This window comes from Saliphagus infecundisoli, from assembly GCF_020177375.1.
Lineage (GTDB): Archaea > Halobacteriota > Halobacteria > Halobacteriales > Natrialbaceae > Saliphagus > Saliphagus infecundisoli.
The window spans coordinates 605,987-622,720 of record NZ_JAIWHV010000001.1 but is presented as its reverse complement, the minus strand read 5'-3'; the positions used below and the strand labels follow the sequence as shown (position 1 = coordinate 622,720).

Genomic DNA, 16,734 nt, shown 5'->3' with positions numbered 1-16,734 from the left:
GAGACGGCGACACACCTACCACACAGGGACCCGAACACCCCACTCATGGCCGAAGCCGACACCGCATCGGACGCGCAGTGCAAGGCACGAACCGTCGGCGGCGAGCGGTGCTCGCGTCCGGCGGGCGAGGACGGGTTCTGTCACCAACACGACGAGAGTGATCCAACAGTGAGCGACTCAGAGACCGAGAGCGACGAGTCGGAGAACCGGAACGAAGACGAAGAGCTCACCGAGCCCGAGGACGTCGGCGTCGATCCCGAGGAGGCCGGCGAGGTCGACGCCGACGACGACCGGATTGAGGGCGTCCTCGCGATACGGGAGACCGTCCAGGCGACCGCGGGCGAACTCATCGGACGCCCGTTCGACGGCGTCACCGAGGTCACCGCGACCCAGGAGGGGTGGCGCGCGATCGTCGAGGTCGTCGAGCGCCGGGCGGTGCCCGACACCCAGGACGTCATCGGCCGCTACGAGATCGAACTCGACGAGGACGGCGTCATCCAGGGCTACCGCCGGCTCGATCGCTACCGCCGCGGGGACACCGCCGCCTTCGAATAAGGGGAACCGGCAGTCCTTTTGGCCGTCGGCGTCTCGACCAGCGGTATGGATCCGGCGTGTGGCCCACCCGACGCCATGGCCGAGAAACGCGACGAGCTGACGCCGATGATGGCCCAATACGAGGCGCTCTGTCGGCGCTACGACGACGCGCTCGTGCTCTTCCAGGTCGGGGACTTCTACGAGGCGTTCTGTGAGGCCGCCGAACGCTGTGCCCGCATACTCGAGATCGCGCTCACGAGCCGCGAGGACTCGACCGGCGAGTACCCGATGGCCGGCATTCCGATCGACAACGCCGAGAGTTACATCGAGACCCTCCTCGAGGCCGGATATCGGGTGGCGGTCGCCGACCAGGTCGAAGAACCCGGCGAGAGCCCGGGGGTCGTCGAGCGCGCGGTCACTCGCGTCGTCACCCCCGGGACGCTCACCGAGGACGAACTGCTCGCCGGCGAGGACAACACCTTCGTGGCCGCGCTCGCGCGCTCTGGCGAGCGCCTCGCGGTCGCCTTCCTCGACGTCTCGACGGGCGACTTCCTGACGACCGGCTCGAGCTCCGAGGCGGCGATCGCCGACGAGATCAGCCGCTTTGCCCCCGCCGAGGCCGTCGTCGGCCCCGACATCTCGCCGGAGCTCCTTCCCGCCGACCGCGACTGCATGATGACCTCCTACGAGAGTCGCGCGTTCGACCGCGAGCGGGCCGGAGAACGGGTCGAGGCATATTTCGGCGACCCCAACCGGGTTCTCGGGGGCGACGCCGAGATCCGGGCCTGCGGGGCCCTCCTCTCGTACGCCGAGTACGCCCGCGGGGGTGTAGACGAGGGTGCATCCGATGGAGAGGGCGACGGCTCGCCCGACGACCCGGAGGAGGGGACCCGACTCGAGTACATCACCCACGTCACCCGCTACGACCCTCGGGAGTACCTCCTTCTCGATGCCGTCGCCCTCCGAAGCCTCGAGCTGTTCGAGCCGCGCGCGGTCCACGGCCGCGAGGACGCGACCCTGATCGGGGTGATCGACGAGACCGCGAGCGCGCTGGGCGGCCGCAAATTGAGGGACTGGCTGCGCCGACCCCTGCTGGAACCCGACCGGATCGAGTCACGACTGGATGCGGTCTCCGAACTCGCCGGCGGCGTCAGGGCTCGCGAACGGCTCCACGAGGACCTCGCGGCGATCTACGATCTCGAACGCCTGATCGGACGGATCTCGCGGGGACGGGCCGACGCGCGGGACCTCCAGTCGCTGCGGACGACCTTGGAGGCGGTGCCCGAGATCCGAGAGTCGCTGGCCGACGCCGACTGCGACCGTCTTCGGGGACTGCACGCCGCCCTCGACCCCCTGGCGGACGTCCGGAAGCTGATCGAGAGCGCGATCGCCGCGGAGCCGCCCGTCGAGATCACCGAGGGCGGCGTCGTCGCCGAGGGCTACGACGAGCATCTCGACGATCTGCGGGCGACCGCGCGCGAGGGAAAAGTGTGGATCGACGATCTGGCCGAGCGCGAACGCGAGCGGACCGGTATCGACTCGCTGAAGGTCGATCACAGCTCCGTCCACGGCTACTACATCGAGGTGACGAACCCGAACCTCGACTCGGTGCCCGAGGACTACGAGCGCCGCCAGACGCTGAAGAATTCGGAACGGTTCGTCACGCCCGAACTCCGCGAGCGCGAGGGCGAGATCGTTCGCGCGGAGGGGCGGGCCGACGACCGGGAGTACGAACTCTTCCGTGAAATTCGCCGGGAGGTCGCAGAGGAGGTCGAGCGCGTCCAGGACCTCGCCGACGCACTGGCGACCGTCGACGCGCTCGTCTCTCTGGCGACCGTCGCCGCCCGGTACGACTACTGTCGGCCCGAGGTCGTTGCGGACGATCCCGTGATCGAGATCGAGGGCGGGCGCCACCCCGTCGTCGAGCGCACCCGGGAATCGTTCGTCCCCAACGGCGCCCGCCTCGACGAGGAACGCCGGCTCGCGGTCATCACCGGCCCGAACATGTCCGGGAAGTCGACGTACATGCGCCAGGTCGCCTGCATCGCCGTCCTCGCCCAGATGGGGAGTTTCGTCCCCGCTCGCAGCGCCCGGCTGGCGCCCCTCGAGCGGATCTTTACCCGGGTCGGGGCGAGCGACGACATCGCGGGCGGGCGCTCGACGTTCATGGTCGAGATGGAGGAGTTGGCGACGATCCTCCAGGAGGCGGACGGCCGGTCGCTGGTCCTCCTGGACGAGGTCGGACGGGGCACCTCCACGGCCGACGGGCTCGCCATTGCGCGGGCGATCGTCGAGCGCCTCCACGCCGAGGAGGTACTGACCCTCTTTGCGACCCACCACCACCCGCTGACCGAACTCGCGGCGGCGTTAGAGGGTGCCAAGCGACTCCACTTCGAGGCCGGCGAGGACGACGGCGAGGTCGTCTTCTCCCACGAGATCGAACCCGGTGCCGCCGAGGGATCGTACGGAATCGAGGTCGCGGCCGCCGCGGGCGTCCCCGAGGACGTCGTCGAGCGCTCCCGGGAACTGGTCGCGACCGCGGCCGAACGCGGATCGGGCGAGAACGACGCCGGAACCGATGCACACCCCACCGGCGAGAGACGGTCGGCAACGACCGCCACGGCGACCGCCGATGGCGGCGAGCGACCTTCCGGTTCGCGATCCACGCCGGATTCGTCGGACCTCCCGGACGACGTCGCGGCCGAACTCCGCGCGCTGGACCTCGCTCACCTCACGCCCGTCGAAGCACTGACGGAACTCGATCGGCTGAAGGGGTTGCTCGAGGAGTGAGCAGGCCACTGTTCGGGAGCGTCACGCGGTCGGTGCTGCTCGGATTCGGACTGTCCGGTTCTCACCGTCACGGATCGGTGACGGCTCGAACGGACGTTTTTATCCACGTTTCCGTTCGAAAGACCATTAATCGGTAACGATGAATACAAGGGTATTTGAAGCGGCGATGGGTTGGTCGAGCCATGTTCGAGAACCCGGTGATCGTGTTCGGTATCGGACTCGTCGCGGTCGTCGCCCTGTTGGTCTGGCTTCGTATCCCGGCGTTCATCGGACTGGTGATCGCGACGCTGGTCGTCGGCGCCGCGACCGCCGAAGTCCCGCTGAACGAGGTCCCCGCCGAGACGGCGGCGGGGTTCGGCGAGACGATGACCGGCGTCGGGATCCCGATCCTGATGGCCGCCGTCATCGGGAAGACGATGATGGAAAGCGGCGCCGCCGAACGGATCGTCCGCTGGTTCCAGTCGTTTACCTCCGAGGAACGATCCTACCTCTCGCTCGGTGGCGCAAGCGGCGTCCTCGCGATTCCGGTCTTCTTCGACAACGTCTTCTTTCTACTTGCGCCCCTCGCCCGGTCGATGCGCGCCCGGACCGGCAGAGACTACGCGCTGTTCATCACCATCGTCGGCGCGGCCGGCGTCACCGCCCACGGCTTCGTCCCGCCGACGCCCGGCCCGCTCGCGGTCGCCCTCGAACTCGGCGTCGACCTCGGATACACAATGCTGGTCGGGATCGTCGTCGCGATCCCGACGGTGTTCGTCTCCGGCGTGCTCTACGGCAAGTGGATCAACAGCCGGATCGAGGTCCCGCTCCGGGAGACGATGGGATCGTCGGTCGAGCGCGTCGAGGAACTCGCCGACCGGCCGACGTCGGCGCTGCCCGGCATGGTCGAGGCCTCGCTTCCGATCCTGCTTGCGGTCGTGTTGATCGCCTCGAACACGACCGTCGATTCGCTGATCGACGCCGGATTCCTCGTAGAAGGCGGGACCGCCGACGTCACGGCGAGTTTCGTCGGCGACGCCAACATCGCGCTGACCGCCGCCGCCCTCGCCGCGGCGGCGACCTACCTCCGGACGGAGGCCATAGACCGGGACACCTGGTCGGACGAACTCGTCGATTCGCTCCAGAGCGGCGGCCACATCGCGGCGATCACCGCCGCCGGCGGCGCGTTCGGGGCCATGCTCGCGGCCTCGGGGATCGGCGACTACATCGCGACCGCCCTCGAGGGGCTTGGCATCCCGCTTCTGGTCGCGGGGTTCGTGATCGCGGCGACGATCCGGATCGCCCAGGGCTCTGCGACCGTCGCCTTGCTGACGACCGCGGGGATCATGGCGCCGCTGATCGGCGACCTCTCGGTCAACCCCGTCTACCTCGTGATGACGATCGGCTCCGGCGGGACGATCTTCTCGTGGTACAACGACAGCGGGTTCTGGATCGTCAAGGAGATCGGCGGGCTGACCCAGGAGGAGACGTTCAAGATCTGGACCGCGCTGACGACCATCGTCGCGATCACCGGGTTCGTCGTCACCATGGTCGTCTCGACGGTCTTCCCACTGGCGTAACCCCGATCAGCGCTCGGGCGGCTCCGCCGCGACGAACTCGAGGCCGTGCTCGGCGAGCAGGCGCTCGGCCCGGTCTGTCACAGAGGGCGCGACGAGGATTCCCCGAACCGTGGCGTCGGCGTGGAGGTCTCGCTCCAGAGCATCGACGTACCGGCGGAGCTGGCCGACGGCGTCGGGACCCACCCGGCGGCGCTTGAGCTCGACGACCACGGCGCGGCCCTCGCTATCCTCGCCGTAGATATCGACCGCGCCCGCGGGCGTGTCGCGTTCGGTCGCGAGCGGGGTGAACCCGGGTTCGACCAGCGCGGGCTCCTCTAAGATCCGCTCGCGGAGGTCCTCCTCGGTGCCGACGACGGCGAGTTCGCGCTCGTCGGCGAGAACGAAGGCCGAGACCTGGTCGATCCGCTCGAACGTGACCGCGAGACGCTCGGCGGGCGTCGAGCGCAGGCTCTCGATCCGGAGGGCGCCGTCGGAAAGCGAGACGCCGTGGTCGCAGCCGGGCGGTTGCCAGTTGACCGGCTGTTGGCCCTCGTCGGTGTGGACCAGGGTCGCGCCGTCGGGCTTGAGCATGACGTGCCGGTCACCGGGCTCCAGGCGGCTCGCCGCTCGGCCGTCGTACTCGACGGTACAGCGGCCGACGACGGTCACGAGCGCCTCGCGGTCGATCCCGCGCTCGATCGCCTCGCGGGCGGCCGCCGGCGCCGGCTCCCGGAGAGTGCGAGCGACGTCTACGGGTTCGGCTCCGTCCCGATTCACGCCGAGGGATAGCGACCGGACCGCCAAAAGGCGGTCGGTCCGGCGGGGAGATCGGAGGGCGTATCCGCCTCCGGCGCCCGTCTTCGGGCATGAGCGAGGACCACAACCGACGACGGGTTCTGCGGCTCGCGGGGGCGGGCGCCGCGGTCGCGCTCGCGGGCTGTTCGGCGCTTTCGGGCGGCGACGGCACCGACGACACCGGCGACACCCCGGAACCGCCGCCGGAGGTCGAGGACGCCGACGTTCCCGAGTCGGCGGTGACCGCGTTCGTCGAGCCCGACCAGGAGGAGGTCCGGGCGATCCAGGAGGAGCTCAGGGGACGCATCGAGAACAACGAGACCAGCCAGATGGAAGCCCAGCGCGAACTCCGCCAGCGCCAACTCGAGCTCGTCACCGAGGAGGTCGAGGCCGTAGAGGAATACGCCGCCGACACGGACGGGCTGACCGTCGAGGAGACGATCGTTCAGGCGGGAGTGCTCCTGATCGACGGCGATCCGGCAGTGATCCGGGAGGCGCTGAACGCCGGCGAAATGGACGGCCTGCTCCCCGGCGGGCGGTTCGTGGAGATCAGCCAGCAGGCCACAGGAGCCACGGGAGGACCGGCCGCGAACGAGTCGGCGGGAGCGGGCGGGAGCGGTTCGACGGAAGGTAACGCGACCGGCGATAACGAAACGACCGTCGGCAACGCGACCGCAGACGACGGGACGACCGAAGGCAACGAGTCGGCGGGAGCCGACGTGCCGACCGCAAACGGGACCACGGAAGGCAACGACTCCGCGGGCGAGGAGGGTGCCGCGAACGGCTCCACGGGAGACAACGAGTCGGCGGGTGCGGCGACGGGCGGGAACTGATCACTCCACTGCGAACGGACTCTCCTCGTCGGGCCACCTCCAACCCGACAGCCGCTCGCCGAAGCCGGCCGCCAGTGCGGCCTCGAGGTCGTCGACGCCGGCCGCCTCACCGGGCGAGCCGTGGACGTGGATATCGGCGTAGTGGAAGGTCGCCTCGCCGAGCGTCCGCAGGGGCTGGGTTCCCGCGATCGTCGCCGCGAGCTCCCGGCCGAGCAGCTCGTCGACGACGAAGCCGGGATAATCACCCTCCACGTCGAGTCCGCGGAGGAGAGAGGCGAGAGCGGCGACGTTGACCGCGAGATCGCCGTCGGCGAACACCGCGTCGACCTCCTCGCGGTAGGCCGCCCGGTCGACCGGCGCGACGTCGATCCCGAACCGCTCGCCGAGTTCCCCGCGAACGTCGTTGATGAGGGGGACGACGCGCTCGCCGCGGTCGCGGATCCGATTGCGTTCGGCGGCGACCCGGGCGGGGGTAAGCTCGAGGCGTGGGTCCATACGTCCCCTTCGACGCCCGGGGTTCTGGGGTTTGCGAAGGCTTTTATATGCACCGGCAACTACCTACGTCCAAGCGGGTTCTCTCCGAAAATCGTCCCGCCCGAGACGGGTGCGGCCATACGTGCGCGCCCGTCGATGATACCACGGACTACTGTCACGATGATTCGGGATAGCAGACGGTTCACGGCACGGGCCCGGCCCTCCACGGGCGAGGCGTGCGAGCCGTGGCCCTCCTCCCGGACCCCGTCCCGACGCGTCTCCCACCCGATCGATCGGGCCACACCGGTCGGATCCGGGATGGATGCCGGGACGCCGTGGACGCGGACGCCGACGACCCTCTGTCGACTATGAGTACTGTAGAGCAGCAACTCGACGAACTGGAAGCAACGATCACCGACGAACTCCCCGCCGGCGTCTCGGTCACATCGGTCGCCTACGAGGGCCCCGAGCTGGTCGTCTACACCCGGGATCCAAAGCGGTTCGCCCAGGAGGACGACCTCGTGCGCGGCCTGGCGAGCCGGCTCCGGAAACGGATCACCGTGCGGCCCGACCCGAGCGTGCTCTCCCAGCCAGAGCGGGCCCGCGAGGAGATCATGGACGTCGTCCCCGAGGAAGCGGGCGTCACCGACCTCGACTTCCACGCCGACACCGGCGAGGTCGTCATCGAGGCCCAGAAGCCGGGGATGGTCATCGGGCGCGGCGGCGCGACCCTCAGAGAGATCACGAAAACGGTGGGGTGGACCCCCGAAGTGGTGCGGACCCCGCCCATCGAGTCCTCGACGGTCACCAACGTCCGGAACTTCCTCAAACAGGAACGCGAGGAACGCCGAGAGATCCTAGAGCGAGTCGGGCGCCAGATCCACCGCGAGGAGATGTCCGACGACGAATACGTCCGGATCACGACCCTGGGGTGTTGTCGCGAGGTGGGCCGGGCCTCGTTCATCCTCTCGACGCCGGAAACCCGCGTGCTCGTCGACTGTGGCGACAAACCCGGCGCGGAGGGCGAGGTCCCCTACCTCCAGGCCCCCGAGGCCCTGGGCGCCGGTCCCCAGAACATCGACGCGGTCGTGCTCACCCACGCCCACCTCGATCACTCCGCACTGATCCCGCTCCTGTTCAAGTACGGCTACGACGGCCCGATCTACACCACCGAGCCGACGCGGGACCTGATGGGTCTGCTCACCCTCGACTACTTAGACGTCGCCGCCAAGGAGGGCCGGACCCCACCGTACGAGTCGGCGATGGTCCGGGAGGCGATCAAGCATACGATCCCCCTCGAGTACGGCGACGTCACCGACATCGCACCCGACGTCAAACTCACGCTGCACAACGCCGGCCACATCCTCGGTTCGTCGGTCGCCCACTTCCACGTCGGCGACGGCCTCTACAACGTCGCCTTCACCGGCGACATCCACTACGGCGACACCCGGCTGTTCGACGGCGCGGTCAACGACTTTCCCAGAGTGGAGACGCTCGTGATGGAATCGACCTACGGCGGGCGAAACGACTACCAGACCGACCAGGACGACTCCGAACGCAAGCTCAAGCGACTCATCCGGGAGGCCCACGAGAAGGGCGGGAAGGTCCTGATCCCCGCGTTCGCCGTGGGCCGCTCCCAGGAGATCATGCTCGTCATCGAGGAGGCGATGCGCGAGGGCGAGATCCCCTCGATGCCCGTCCACTTGGACGGGATGATCTGGGAGGCGACCGCAATCCACACCACCTATCCCGAATACCTCCGGGACGACCTCCGTAGCCGGATCTTCCACGGCGAGGACAACCCCTTCCTCGCCGACGAGTTCAACCACATCGAGAGCGGCGAGGAACGCCAGGAGGTCGCCGACGGCGACCCCGCCATCGTCCTCTCGACATCGGGAATGATGACCGGCGGCCCGGTCATGTCCTGGCTCGAGTTGCTCGGCCCGGACTCGGACTCGACGCTGCTGTTCGTCGGCTACCAGGCCCAGGGCACGCTCGGCCGGCGCATCCAGAACGGCCGGCGGGACGTCGCCGTCGGCGACGGCCGGGACACCGTCTCCGTGAACATGGACGTCGAGACCGTCGACGGCTTCTCGGGCCACGCCGACCGCGCCGGCCTCGAGAACTACGTCAAGACGATGAGCCCCCGCCCCGAGAAGGTCCTCTGTGTCCACGGCGACGAACGCTCGGTCCAGGACCTCTCCTCGGGACTCTACCACGACCACAACGTGCGGACGTTCGCGCCGAAGAACCTGGAAACCTTTCGCTTCCTTTAGGTGTATTCCGCGGGCGCATAGACGCTCACCGTCTCGAGGTCGTCCTCGCCGCCGTTTGCGATCTCGTGGGTCTCTCCGGCCTCGATCAGGAAGAGGTCGCCCGGTCCGATCTCGTGGGTCTCGCCCTCAAGGGTCACCTCCCCCACCCCGGATTTGACGTAGAGCCACTGATCGCTGTCGGGGTGGCGGTTCGATGGCCCGCCCGTGGACTGGCCGGACTCCAAGATCATCGTCGCCGCGTCCGAGCGCTCGGTGCCCCCGACCACGGTGAAAAAGCCCTCGGCCTCGTCGGTGTCGATGAGGTCCATGATAGGGATTGGCTCGACGGAGTGAAAAGGGCGATGGCAAGCGAACTCCCGCCTTTGAAAACCGGATTCTCGCCGGCGATGCAGACGCTGTCCTGACGGACTGAAAGGAGATTTGGTTGACTCGAGTAGGGCAAAACCGAAGGGTTCGCAGACCTTCGCGCGGTTTCACCGTCCGAAGACGGAGCAAGCGCGATGTTCGCACGGTGCGTCTCTCGTTGATTCAGTGGCCCCCGATCAGCGCGAACGGGTGTGACACGCGAGCAGGCGGCGCGAAATCGAAGGTTCGTCGTTCCGGCGAACGACGCCCGATCCGGAGGTTACAGAACGCCGAAAAGAACGGGGTAGGCCTTAGATGAACTGCGAGGAGCGCCGGCTGACGAACCTGCGCGTTGTGGCCCTCCGATCTCCGTTGTCGTAGGATTCTTCGAGGGCCACGTCGCCTTCGGCGTCCTCAACGATCACGGTGTCTCCGGTCTCGTCCCAGACCTGGGTCCGGAGCCCCCAGTGGAGCGTGTCGTCCCTGTCCTGGCTCTCGTCGCCGCCGGTATGGATCCGGACGAATTCGCCGGCGTCCAGCGTGAATCCGTCCGGGAAGCGAAACGGCGATGGCCCGTCAGGAGAACCCACCACCCCGTCCTCGCGCCGGTCCCGCATCGTCCAGCCCGTGAAATCGATAGCGGCGTCGCCGTCGTTTTCGATCATGACGAACAGCCCGGCGAACTCGTCGTCGCCCTTGTCGGCAACGTTGATCGCTCCGAGCGAGAGGTCGGCGTCCGCGGCGTCGGTCACGACCTCGTCTTGATCATCTATTCCCCCGTCCTCGTCCCCGGAGCCTTCGCCTTCACCCGCCTCCTCCCCCTCTTGGTTCTCCCCGCCCCTGGCTTCCGTGATCGCATCCTCGGTGTCGGCGTCGGGGCGGATCTGACCCCGGATCTCTCCGGCGGGATAGGCCTCGGTATGGACGTTAACGTAGGCGTTTTCCTCGATCAGCGCCGTGACGATTTCGTCTGCGTCGGCGCCCTCGAGTGGCCCGACGAGGTCGTCGGCGGTGAAAGTGCCCTCGGCGAGGGTGCCGTCGAAGCGACCCTCGATCGGTTCTGGTTCCTGAGCCTCCTCGGGATAGAGCCAGACGACGACCGGGCCGTCCTCGTCCACCTCGCCGAGGTGGATGTGGGCCTGGGTGGCGTGACAGAGCCACTCGGCGTCGATCGAGTAGTGGATCCGGTGGTCGTCGGGCGGGATCTCGAAGGTCGCGTGGCCGCTCGCGGTCGTCTCGACGTCGTGGGTTTCCGCCTCCCCCGTCAACTCGGCTTGGAAGATCCACGTCTCCTCGTGGTCCGCGCTCGCCGTCCCCATCACGATACCGCTGCCGATCGCGACGCCGGCGGTCTGCAGGACCCGCCGGCGGGTCTGCCGTGTAAGTTCCATGATGACTGCCCCCACATCACACGTGTGAAGACAGACGGGTAGTCTGCACCGCCACGGATAACTCTTCGTGTGAGTTCTCGGAGAGGCTCGGGGAACTATGCGCGAGAACGGATTCGAACCACACGCGAAGACGTGCTCGCTTCGCTGCGCTTCCGGGCTGTGACTCGCAGGGATCTCTCCGATCATTGCGCATACATACCTCTCATGGGCATTCGAGGCAGTATGCGCGGGACCGGATTCGAACCACGGTCGTTCTGCTCACGTCATTCGCGCCACTCCCTGATTCGAATCCTCCTCACGATGCTTCTCCTCGCGGAGATGCCCGGAGAAGTATGCGCGGGACCGGATTCGAACCGGCGGACCCCTACGGGACAGCGTCCTAAGCGCTGCGCCGTTGGCCTGGCTTGGCTACCCGCGCGCACTCCGGCGTACCCGCGAGTCGAGTAAGAACCTGTCGGTCCGACCGAACGGTTATCGAACGGCGCCACGAGGGACCTCCATGGACCGTACCGAGATCCACCCCGACGGGCTCGCCGACTCCAGACCCCACCACTTCACGCCCGCGACGGTCGCCGACGGGCGGCTGTACGTCTCCGGTCAGGTCGGGGTTACCGCCGACGGGGAGCCCGCCGGCGACGACGTCGCCTCCCAGAGCCGCCAGGCCTTTGCGAACGTCGAAACCCTCCTCGCTGACGTCGGCTCCGGCTACGGCCTCGACGACGTCATCAAGCTGACGAGCTACCTCGTCGACGTCAGGCGAACCTACGAGCCGTTCCACGCCGTCTACCGCGAGGTCTTTCTGGCTGAACCGTACCCGTGTCACACCGTCCTCGGGGTCGACGGCCTTCCCACCGAGGCGTTGCTGGTCGAACTCGAGGTCGAGGTTCCGCTCGGCTGAAGGGACGCCCGAGCGCGAGTTGGGGTTGCCCGGCCAAGGACCCTGTTCACTCCTCCGTTAGCCGCGAGATCGGGACCCACTCGGTTCCGGTGTGCCACTCCCACTCCTCCCAGGGGTAGTCCCATGTGTAGCCCTCCTCGCCCCGGATCAGTTGGTCGAACTCGCGGGTCGCCCCCGAGGGGCTCCGGGAGTCGCCCTGAAACTGGATCCGTCCGTCCTCGACGGTCGCGAAGATCACGACGTCCGCGTAGGGTCCGCGCTCGAGGTACGTCCATCTGAGCGTGGTGCCGTCGGGCAACATCGGTAGCTCTGGCTCCGGCATACGACTACCGTACCCCGTGTTGGACCCTAAATCCGTGGGGTGGGAATCACTCGAGAGGGCCACGTCCCACGAACCGCGAGGAGACCGGAATCAACTGATGAACTTGTTGTCCCGCCAGTCGACGCCGTTCTGGGAGGAACCCCGGTCGCGTGGGCCCTCGACGACCTCGACGTCGGCGGGGCGGACCTCGCCGTCGACGATCCGGGTCGCCTCTAAGTCGCCGTCGCGCTCGGAGATCGCGGTCAGCGTTCCCTTCTCGCACTCCTCTGCGATCCCACAGAGGACGCGGAACATCTCGTACTGCAACAGGGAGTTCTGGAGGACGGTCTCGCGGTCGCCCTTGAACGCGGCGAACTCGACGAGTTCGGACTCGATCTCCTCTTCTTCCTCGTCCCACCGAAAGGAGTTGCGCCGCTCGTCGGGGTCCTCCTCGTAGACCCGGTTCTCGGTGACGCTGGCCTTGAGCTGGGCCGATGGCGTGTACTTGCTGACCGTCTCGTCGTCGGAGACCGCCTTCAGGATCAGCGTGTTGTTCCGGCGGGTGATCTCGACGTCGGTGATCGCCGGAGGCAACGAGGCGTCCTCGAAGTGTTCGTGGAGCTCTTCTAGTGGCAACTCGAGCGTCGAGTGGAGCCGATACACGTGGCCGGATTCCTCAGTTGACATGATGGGGGGAGGTGTCGGCAGCCTTGGGGGGTAGTACGCGTGCGTGATTTATATGACCTGCTATTGGGTTCCGGACCGATCGGTCCTGCGTGTCGGCCCGGAAAGCGGTCACCCGAGGGTCTCCGCCAGCTCGCCGCGTTCGTCGAGCTCCGCTAAGACGTCGCTGCCGCCGACGAACTCGCCGTCGACGTACGTCTGGGGGATCGTCTCCCAGCCGCTGTGTTCGGAGAGGGCAGCCCGGTACTCCTCGAGGGATTCGAGGGTATCCACCGTCTCGTACTCCTCGCGGTGGCTCCCGATGAGCTCTAAGGCGCGCTGGGAGTAGCCACACTGGGGCATCATTGGAGAGCCCTTCATGAAGAGGACGACCTCGTTCTCCTCGATCGCACGCTCGACGCGATCGTCGACCTCCGACTGGTCGAGGCCGGCGTTCGGTTGGAACGTCATGCCTTCCAATACGGGAGTGATCCGGATAGTCCTTGCGCCCTTACCGGGTACTCAACTCGTCTTTGTCGCTGACGAGTTGGGTCTCGGCCTCGCCGCTGGTGTTCTCGTTGACCACGTCGTAGAAGTCGTTCTGGAGGCCCGCCGGGAAGGTGACGACGCCGATCCAGGAGCCGTCGGGCTGCCACTCCTCGCGCTCTAGGTCGCCGTACTGGCGGATCTTCGCCTGGGCACTACCTGCGTACTCGGCGGGGATCTGAACCGCGACCGTCACCTCCTCGAACCGGATCGGGATGAGCGGGCGGAGGTCGTCCAGAGCATCGTCGACCTGGTTCTCGACGGGCTCCATCGGATCGACCGTAAACCCCGCCTCCTCCAGGGCGTTCTCGATGCGCTCCGGGGGATGGGGCGCGTTGTCCATCTGGGGGTTGACCGCGTTCCGGGCGATCCGGTCGATCAGCTGGCGGCGCTTCTGTTCTTGCATCTCCCGGCGCTGCTCGGCCGTGATCTGGATCTCGCCCTCGCGGATCACTTGGGGGATCACCTCGAGGGGTTCGGTCGTTCCGAACACGTCCTCGAGGTCGCTCTCGGCGGGGCGATCCCCCCGGGAAGCGTCCTCGAAGACGTCCTCGGCGGCGATCACCTCCTCCAAGTCGCCCTCGAACTCCCCGCGTCTGATCGACAGCGCCGCGTCGGGATCCACCAGCACCTCGAAGCGCGCGCCGTGGGACTCCAGACGCGCGGTCACCGCCTCGTCGAGCGAGATCATGCCCGGAGCTAGCGGAGGGTGCCTAAAAGAACTTTCCTGCCGACTACTCCTCGCCGTCCTCGTCGCTCTCGTCGTCCTCGCCGTCGTCGAGCAGGTCGTTCTCCTCGAGTTCGGCCTCGATGCGTTCCTCGTCGTACATGTCGAACTGTTCGGTCTCGACGTCGACCGTCGCGAGGCCCAGTTCCTTGGGGAGCAACGAGCCGTCGTTGACCGAGGCCAGCGCGTCGAGCGCGAGCGCGATGCCGCCCGCGAGGTCGGCCTCCTCGTCGTAGTTGTCCTCGAGGTACGTCTGGAGTTCGCCCCGGTCAGCGCCGACCGCCAGGGCCTGCCACTCGTAGGGGGTTCCCGAGGGATCAGTCTCGAACAGGCGGGGCTCGCCGTTCTCGATGCCGCCGACGATCAGGGCGACGCCGAACGGACGTGCGCCCCCGACCTGGGTGTACTGCTGGATGTGGTCGGTGATCTCCTTCGTGAGCCCCTCGACGCCGATCGGCTCGCCGTAGCGAAGCTGGTTGACCTGGGCCTGGCGGCGCGCGAAGTCGATCAGCTGGCGGGCGTCGGCGACGTGGCCGGCGCTCGCGATGCCGACGTGGTCGTCTGCCTTGTGGATCTTCTCGACGCTCGAGTCCTCCAGAAGCGGGGAAGGGACGCGCTTGTCGACGGCGAGTACGACGCCGTCGGCCGTCCGAACCCCGATGCTGGCGGTGCCGCGTTTGACCGCCTCCCGGGCGTACTCCACCTGGTAGAGCCGTCCGTCCGGCGAGAAGATCGTGATCCCACGGTCGTAGGCCTGCTGTTGTTGTTGTCCCTGCATAGTTAGATCCGAGGTCTGTCGTGGATACGTACACCGGCGCCCGCGGATCGACTCGCGTGCGCGACGACCCGCTCGGCAGTATCGAACACGACGTTTCTCTCTCCCGAACCTTGCCGACGGCGTCCTAAATACTTTTCTTCCCGCCCGTCGGGCTCCCCGATACAAAGGTTCAAACGTGGTGAGTCGGCGGCCTCAAAGGTGGTTCTCCGCCGTCGCCCGGATCGTCCCGCCGATTCCCCCGACGGAGAGCCCGACGGGCGTCCCCTCGACGGTATCGACGCAGGCCAGCGCCGCCCTCGCCGGCCCCTCCTCGCCGCGGCGGGCCTTGACGACCGCCGACCCGCCGCCCGGAGAGACCGAAAACCGGACGACCGAGAGCACGGCGTCGGCGCTGCCGGGGTCGCCCAGCAGGTTCTGGCCGGCGTACCACAGTTCGCGCTGGAACGCCCGCCGGCCGACCGTCTCCCCGGCGGGCAGGTCGATCCGGACCGCGAGATACCGCCACCGTGGGCGGAGGTGTTTCGGGAGATGTTTCATACCCGGCGTTCGGCGACGAGCACGCCGACCTGGTCGGCGACGCGCTCGACGGCGGTCAGCGAGAAGCCGGCATCCGTGAGCGCGTCCGCGAGCATCCCGACGGTCGCGGGGTCGTCCACCTCGGGCGAGTAGAACGGCTCGTCGGGGTCGGGTTCGCCGAAGAACATCACGTCGCCCAGCACGAACCGCCGCGGACCGAGTTCGACGATCCGCTCGATCGCCTCCCGTTTCTCCTCGTCGGCGAGGTGGTGGAGCGCGAAGTTCGTGGTGACGATATCGACGGGACCGTCGTAGTCGGGTTCGCGAAAGCGGCCGATCCCGAACGCGGCGTTCTCGATCCCCGCCTCCGCGGCCTTCCGCTCCGCCTCCGCGAGCATCCCCTCGCTGACGTCCCGGCCGACGACCCGATCCGCCCGGTCGGCGAGCGCGAGCGCGATCGCACCCGTTCCGGTACCCAGATCGAGGACGACGTCGTCGGGGCCGGGGTCGGCGTGCTCGATCACCAGATCGCGACACTCCAGATACTCGGGAGAGCCGCCGTCGTCGTACTCGTCGGCTTTCTCGTCGAAGCGTGCCGCGTGGTCGTCAACGGTCTTCGTCATACCGTCCCGCTTGGACCCCGGGCTCAATGAACGCCTCGGAGTCGATCCGTCGGTTTCGCTCGGCCAGCCGGCCCCACTCCGCCAGCCCGTCCTCGATGGTCTCCCGGTCGAAGCCGATCGCCTCGCCGACCGCGGCCAGTTCCCGGGGCGCCCGGAGCTCGAACCGGGATTCGGGATCGGCGCTCACGACGACGGGTGCGTCGTAGTAGCCGACGACCTCCCGGAGTTTGCGAAGCGACTGGAGCGCCCGCACGCGGCGGCCGCCGCTCTGCCGGAGGACGGGCGACAGGGAGAACTCGAGCCGGACGCCGTTCTCGACGGCCGCCTTCGCGAGCACGTGGTTGACGTCGCCGTCGCCGGCCATCGGGCGGGCGAGCACGTCGACTTCGGGGCGCTCGACGGCAAAGCGGTTCATCGTGTCGGTTCCGCCACGGACCGCGAGGACCGTCCGCTCCTCGCGGAGGGCGTTCACGCGTCCGTCGGCCTCGCCCGGACTCCCCGCCCGGATCTCGACGCCGGCGACGACGTCGATCCCGTGCTCGGCGGCGAGGGCCTCCGGGTCGATCCCGGACTCAGCGTCCGGGTCGAGCCACAGGACGACCCCCTCGAAGCCGTAGTCGGCCGCGGTCCCGACGAGCCGGTCGGCGCACTCGCCGTCGGCGCCGGAATGGACGGCCTCGTACATGCCCCGAAGAGGGGGGACCGC

Annotated in this window: 17 protein-coding genes, 1 tRNA gene and 1 pseudogene; 6 read left to right on the top strand and 13 right to left on the bottom strand. The window is 68.0% G+C overall.

Annotated elements, in window-relative coordinates; all coding sequences use genetic code 11:
* Window positions 1-45 precede the first annotated feature (45 nt).
* The 3 genes from gvpO to LCF40_RS03435 all read left to right on the top strand — a co-directional run bounded on the left by gvpO (window position 46) and on the right by LCF40_RS03435 (window position 4,883).
* Window positions 46-555: a gas vesicle protein GvpO, halophile-type gene (gene gvpO, locus LCF40_RS03445; RefSeq protein ID WP_224827364.1), complete on the top strand. Its 510-nt coding sequence runs from the start codon at window positions 46-48 to the stop codon at window positions 553-555.
* 45 nt (window positions 556-600) lie between these two features.
* Window positions 601-3,324 (top strand): DNA mismatch repair protein MutS, encoded by a 2,724-nt coding sequence (mutS, locus tag LCF40_RS03440; protein ID WP_224827363.1) that lies wholly within the window; start codon window positions 601-603, stop codon window positions 3,322-3,324.
* A gap of 182 nt (window positions 3,325-3,506) precedes the next feature.
* On the top strand, window positions 3,507-4,883 hold the full coding sequence (locus tag LCF40_RS03435; protein WP_114575690.1) for a GntP family permease: 1,377 nt from the start codon (window positions 3,507-3,509) through the stop codon (window positions 4,881-4,883).
* A gap of 6 nt (window positions 4,884-4,889) precedes the next feature.
* On the opposite strand, the gene nucS is transcribed toward LCF40_RS03435, so the two are convergent.
* On the bottom strand, window positions 4,890-5,639 hold the full coding sequence (nucS, locus tag LCF40_RS03430) for an endonuclease NucS (RefSeq protein ID WP_224827362.1): 750 nt from the start codon (window positions 5,637-5,639) through the stop codon (window positions 4,890-4,892).
* A gap of 89 nt (window positions 5,640-5,728) precedes the next feature.
* On the opposite strand from nucS, the gene LCF40_RS03425 reads away from it, so the two are divergent.
* The gene (locus tag LCF40_RS03425) at window positions 5,729-6,490 is read left to right on the top strand and encodes a hypothetical protein (protein WP_224827361.1); all 762 of its coding nucleotides are present in this window, start codon (window positions 5,729-5,731) and stop codon (window positions 6,488-6,490) included.
* Here the strand turns inward: LCF40_RS03425 and LCF40_RS03420 are convergent, their stop codons facing one another.
* Entirely contained in the window at window positions 6,491-6,985 is a 495-nt protein-coding gene (locus LCF40_RS03420; protein WP_224827360.1) for a DUF7984 family protein, read from the bottom strand.
* Between the two features lie 347 nt (window positions 6,986-7,332).
* Between LCF40_RS03420 and LCF40_RS03415 the strand changes: the two genes are divergently transcribed.
* Entirely contained in the window at window positions 7,333-9,240 is a 1,908-nt protein-coding gene (locus tag LCF40_RS03415; protein WP_224827359.1) for a beta-CASP ribonuclease aCPSF1, read from the top strand.
* Here LCF40_RS03415 and LCF40_RS03410 read toward each other — a convergent pair.
* The 3 genes from LCF40_RS03410 to LCF40_RS03400 all read right to left on the bottom strand — a co-directional run bounded on the left by LCF40_RS03410 (window position 9,237) and on the right by LCF40_RS03400 (window position 11,394).
* Window positions 9,237-9,548 (bottom strand): cupin domain-containing protein, encoded by a 312-nt coding sequence (locus LCF40_RS03410; protein WP_224827358.1) that lies wholly within the window; start codon window positions 9,546-9,548, stop codon window positions 9,237-9,239. The two genes, LCF40_RS03415 and LCF40_RS03410, sit on opposite strands and share 4 nt — an antisense overlap.
* Before the next feature lie 348 nt (window positions 9,549-9,896).
* Entirely contained in the window at window positions 9,897-10,976 is a 1,080-nt protein-coding gene (locus LCF40_RS03405; protein WP_224827357.1) for a CHRD domain-containing protein, read from the bottom strand.
* Between the two features lie 333 nt (window positions 10,977-11,309).
* Window positions 11,310-11,394, bottom strand: a tRNA-Leu gene (locus LCF40_RS03400).
* Window positions 11,395-11,475: 81 nt separating this feature from the next.
* On the opposite strand from LCF40_RS03400, the gene LCF40_RS03395 reads away from it, so the two are divergent.
* The gene (locus LCF40_RS03395; RefSeq protein WP_224827356.1) at window positions 11,476-11,874 is read left to right on the top strand and encodes a RidA family protein; all 399 of its coding nucleotides are present in this window, start codon (window positions 11,476-11,478) and stop codon (window positions 11,872-11,874) included.
* 46 nt (window positions 11,875-11,920) lie between these two features.
* On the opposite strand, the gene LCF40_RS03390 is transcribed toward LCF40_RS03395, so the two are convergent.
* From LCF40_RS03390 to LCF40_RS03355, 8 genes and pseudogenes are all read right to left on the bottom strand, one after another.
* The gene (locus tag LCF40_RS03390) at window positions 11,921-12,196 is read right to left on the bottom strand and encodes a hypothetical protein (RefSeq protein WP_224827355.1); all 276 of its coding nucleotides are present in this window, start codon (window positions 12,194-12,196) and stop codon (window positions 11,921-11,923) included.
* A gap of 90 nt (window positions 12,197-12,286) precedes the next feature.
* Window positions 12,287-12,862, bottom strand: coding sequence for a DUF7110 family protein (locus LCF40_RS03385; protein ID WP_114575697.1), 576 nt, complete (start codon window positions 12,860-12,862; stop codon window positions 12,287-12,289).
* Window positions 12,863-12,970: 108 nt separating this feature from the next.
* Window positions 12,971-13,309: a glutaredoxin family protein gene (locus LCF40_RS03380; RefSeq protein ID WP_114575698.1), complete on the bottom strand. Its 339-nt coding sequence runs from the start codon at window positions 13,307-13,309 to the stop codon at window positions 12,971-12,973.
* Between the two features lie 40 nt (window positions 13,310-13,349).
* Complete coding sequence (locus tag LCF40_RS03375) at window positions 13,350-14,075, bottom strand: ribosome assembly factor SBDS (protein ID WP_114575699.1); 726 nt, start codon at window positions 14,073-14,075, stop codon at window positions 13,350-13,352.
* Window positions 14,076-14,118: 43 nt separating this feature from the next.
* On the bottom strand, window positions 14,119-14,889 hold the full coding sequence (psmA, locus tag LCF40_RS03370) for an archaeal proteasome endopeptidase complex subunit alpha (RefSeq protein WP_114575700.1): 771 nt from the start codon (window positions 14,887-14,889) through the stop codon (window positions 14,119-14,121).
* Between the two features lie 2 nt (window positions 14,890-14,891).
* A pseudogene (locus LCF40_RS03365) lies at window positions 14,892-15,426 on the bottom strand (Rpp14/Pop5 family protein).
* Window positions 15,423-16,028: a class I SAM-dependent methyltransferase gene (locus LCF40_RS03360; RefSeq protein ID WP_224827354.1), complete on the bottom strand. Its 606-nt coding sequence runs from the start codon at window positions 16,026-16,028 to the stop codon at window positions 15,423-15,425. The pseudogene LCF40_RS03365 and the gene LCF40_RS03360 overlap by 4 nt, the downstream one beginning before the upstream one ends.
* Window positions 16,012-16,713, bottom strand: a complete 702-nt coding sequence (locus tag LCF40_RS03355; protein WP_224827353.1) for an RNase P subunit p30 family protein — start codon at window positions 16,711-16,713, stop codon at window positions 16,012-16,014. The genes LCF40_RS03360 and LCF40_RS03355 overlap by 17 nt, the downstream gene beginning before the upstream one ends.
* Between the last annotated feature and the right edge of the window lie 21 nt (window positions 16,714-16,734).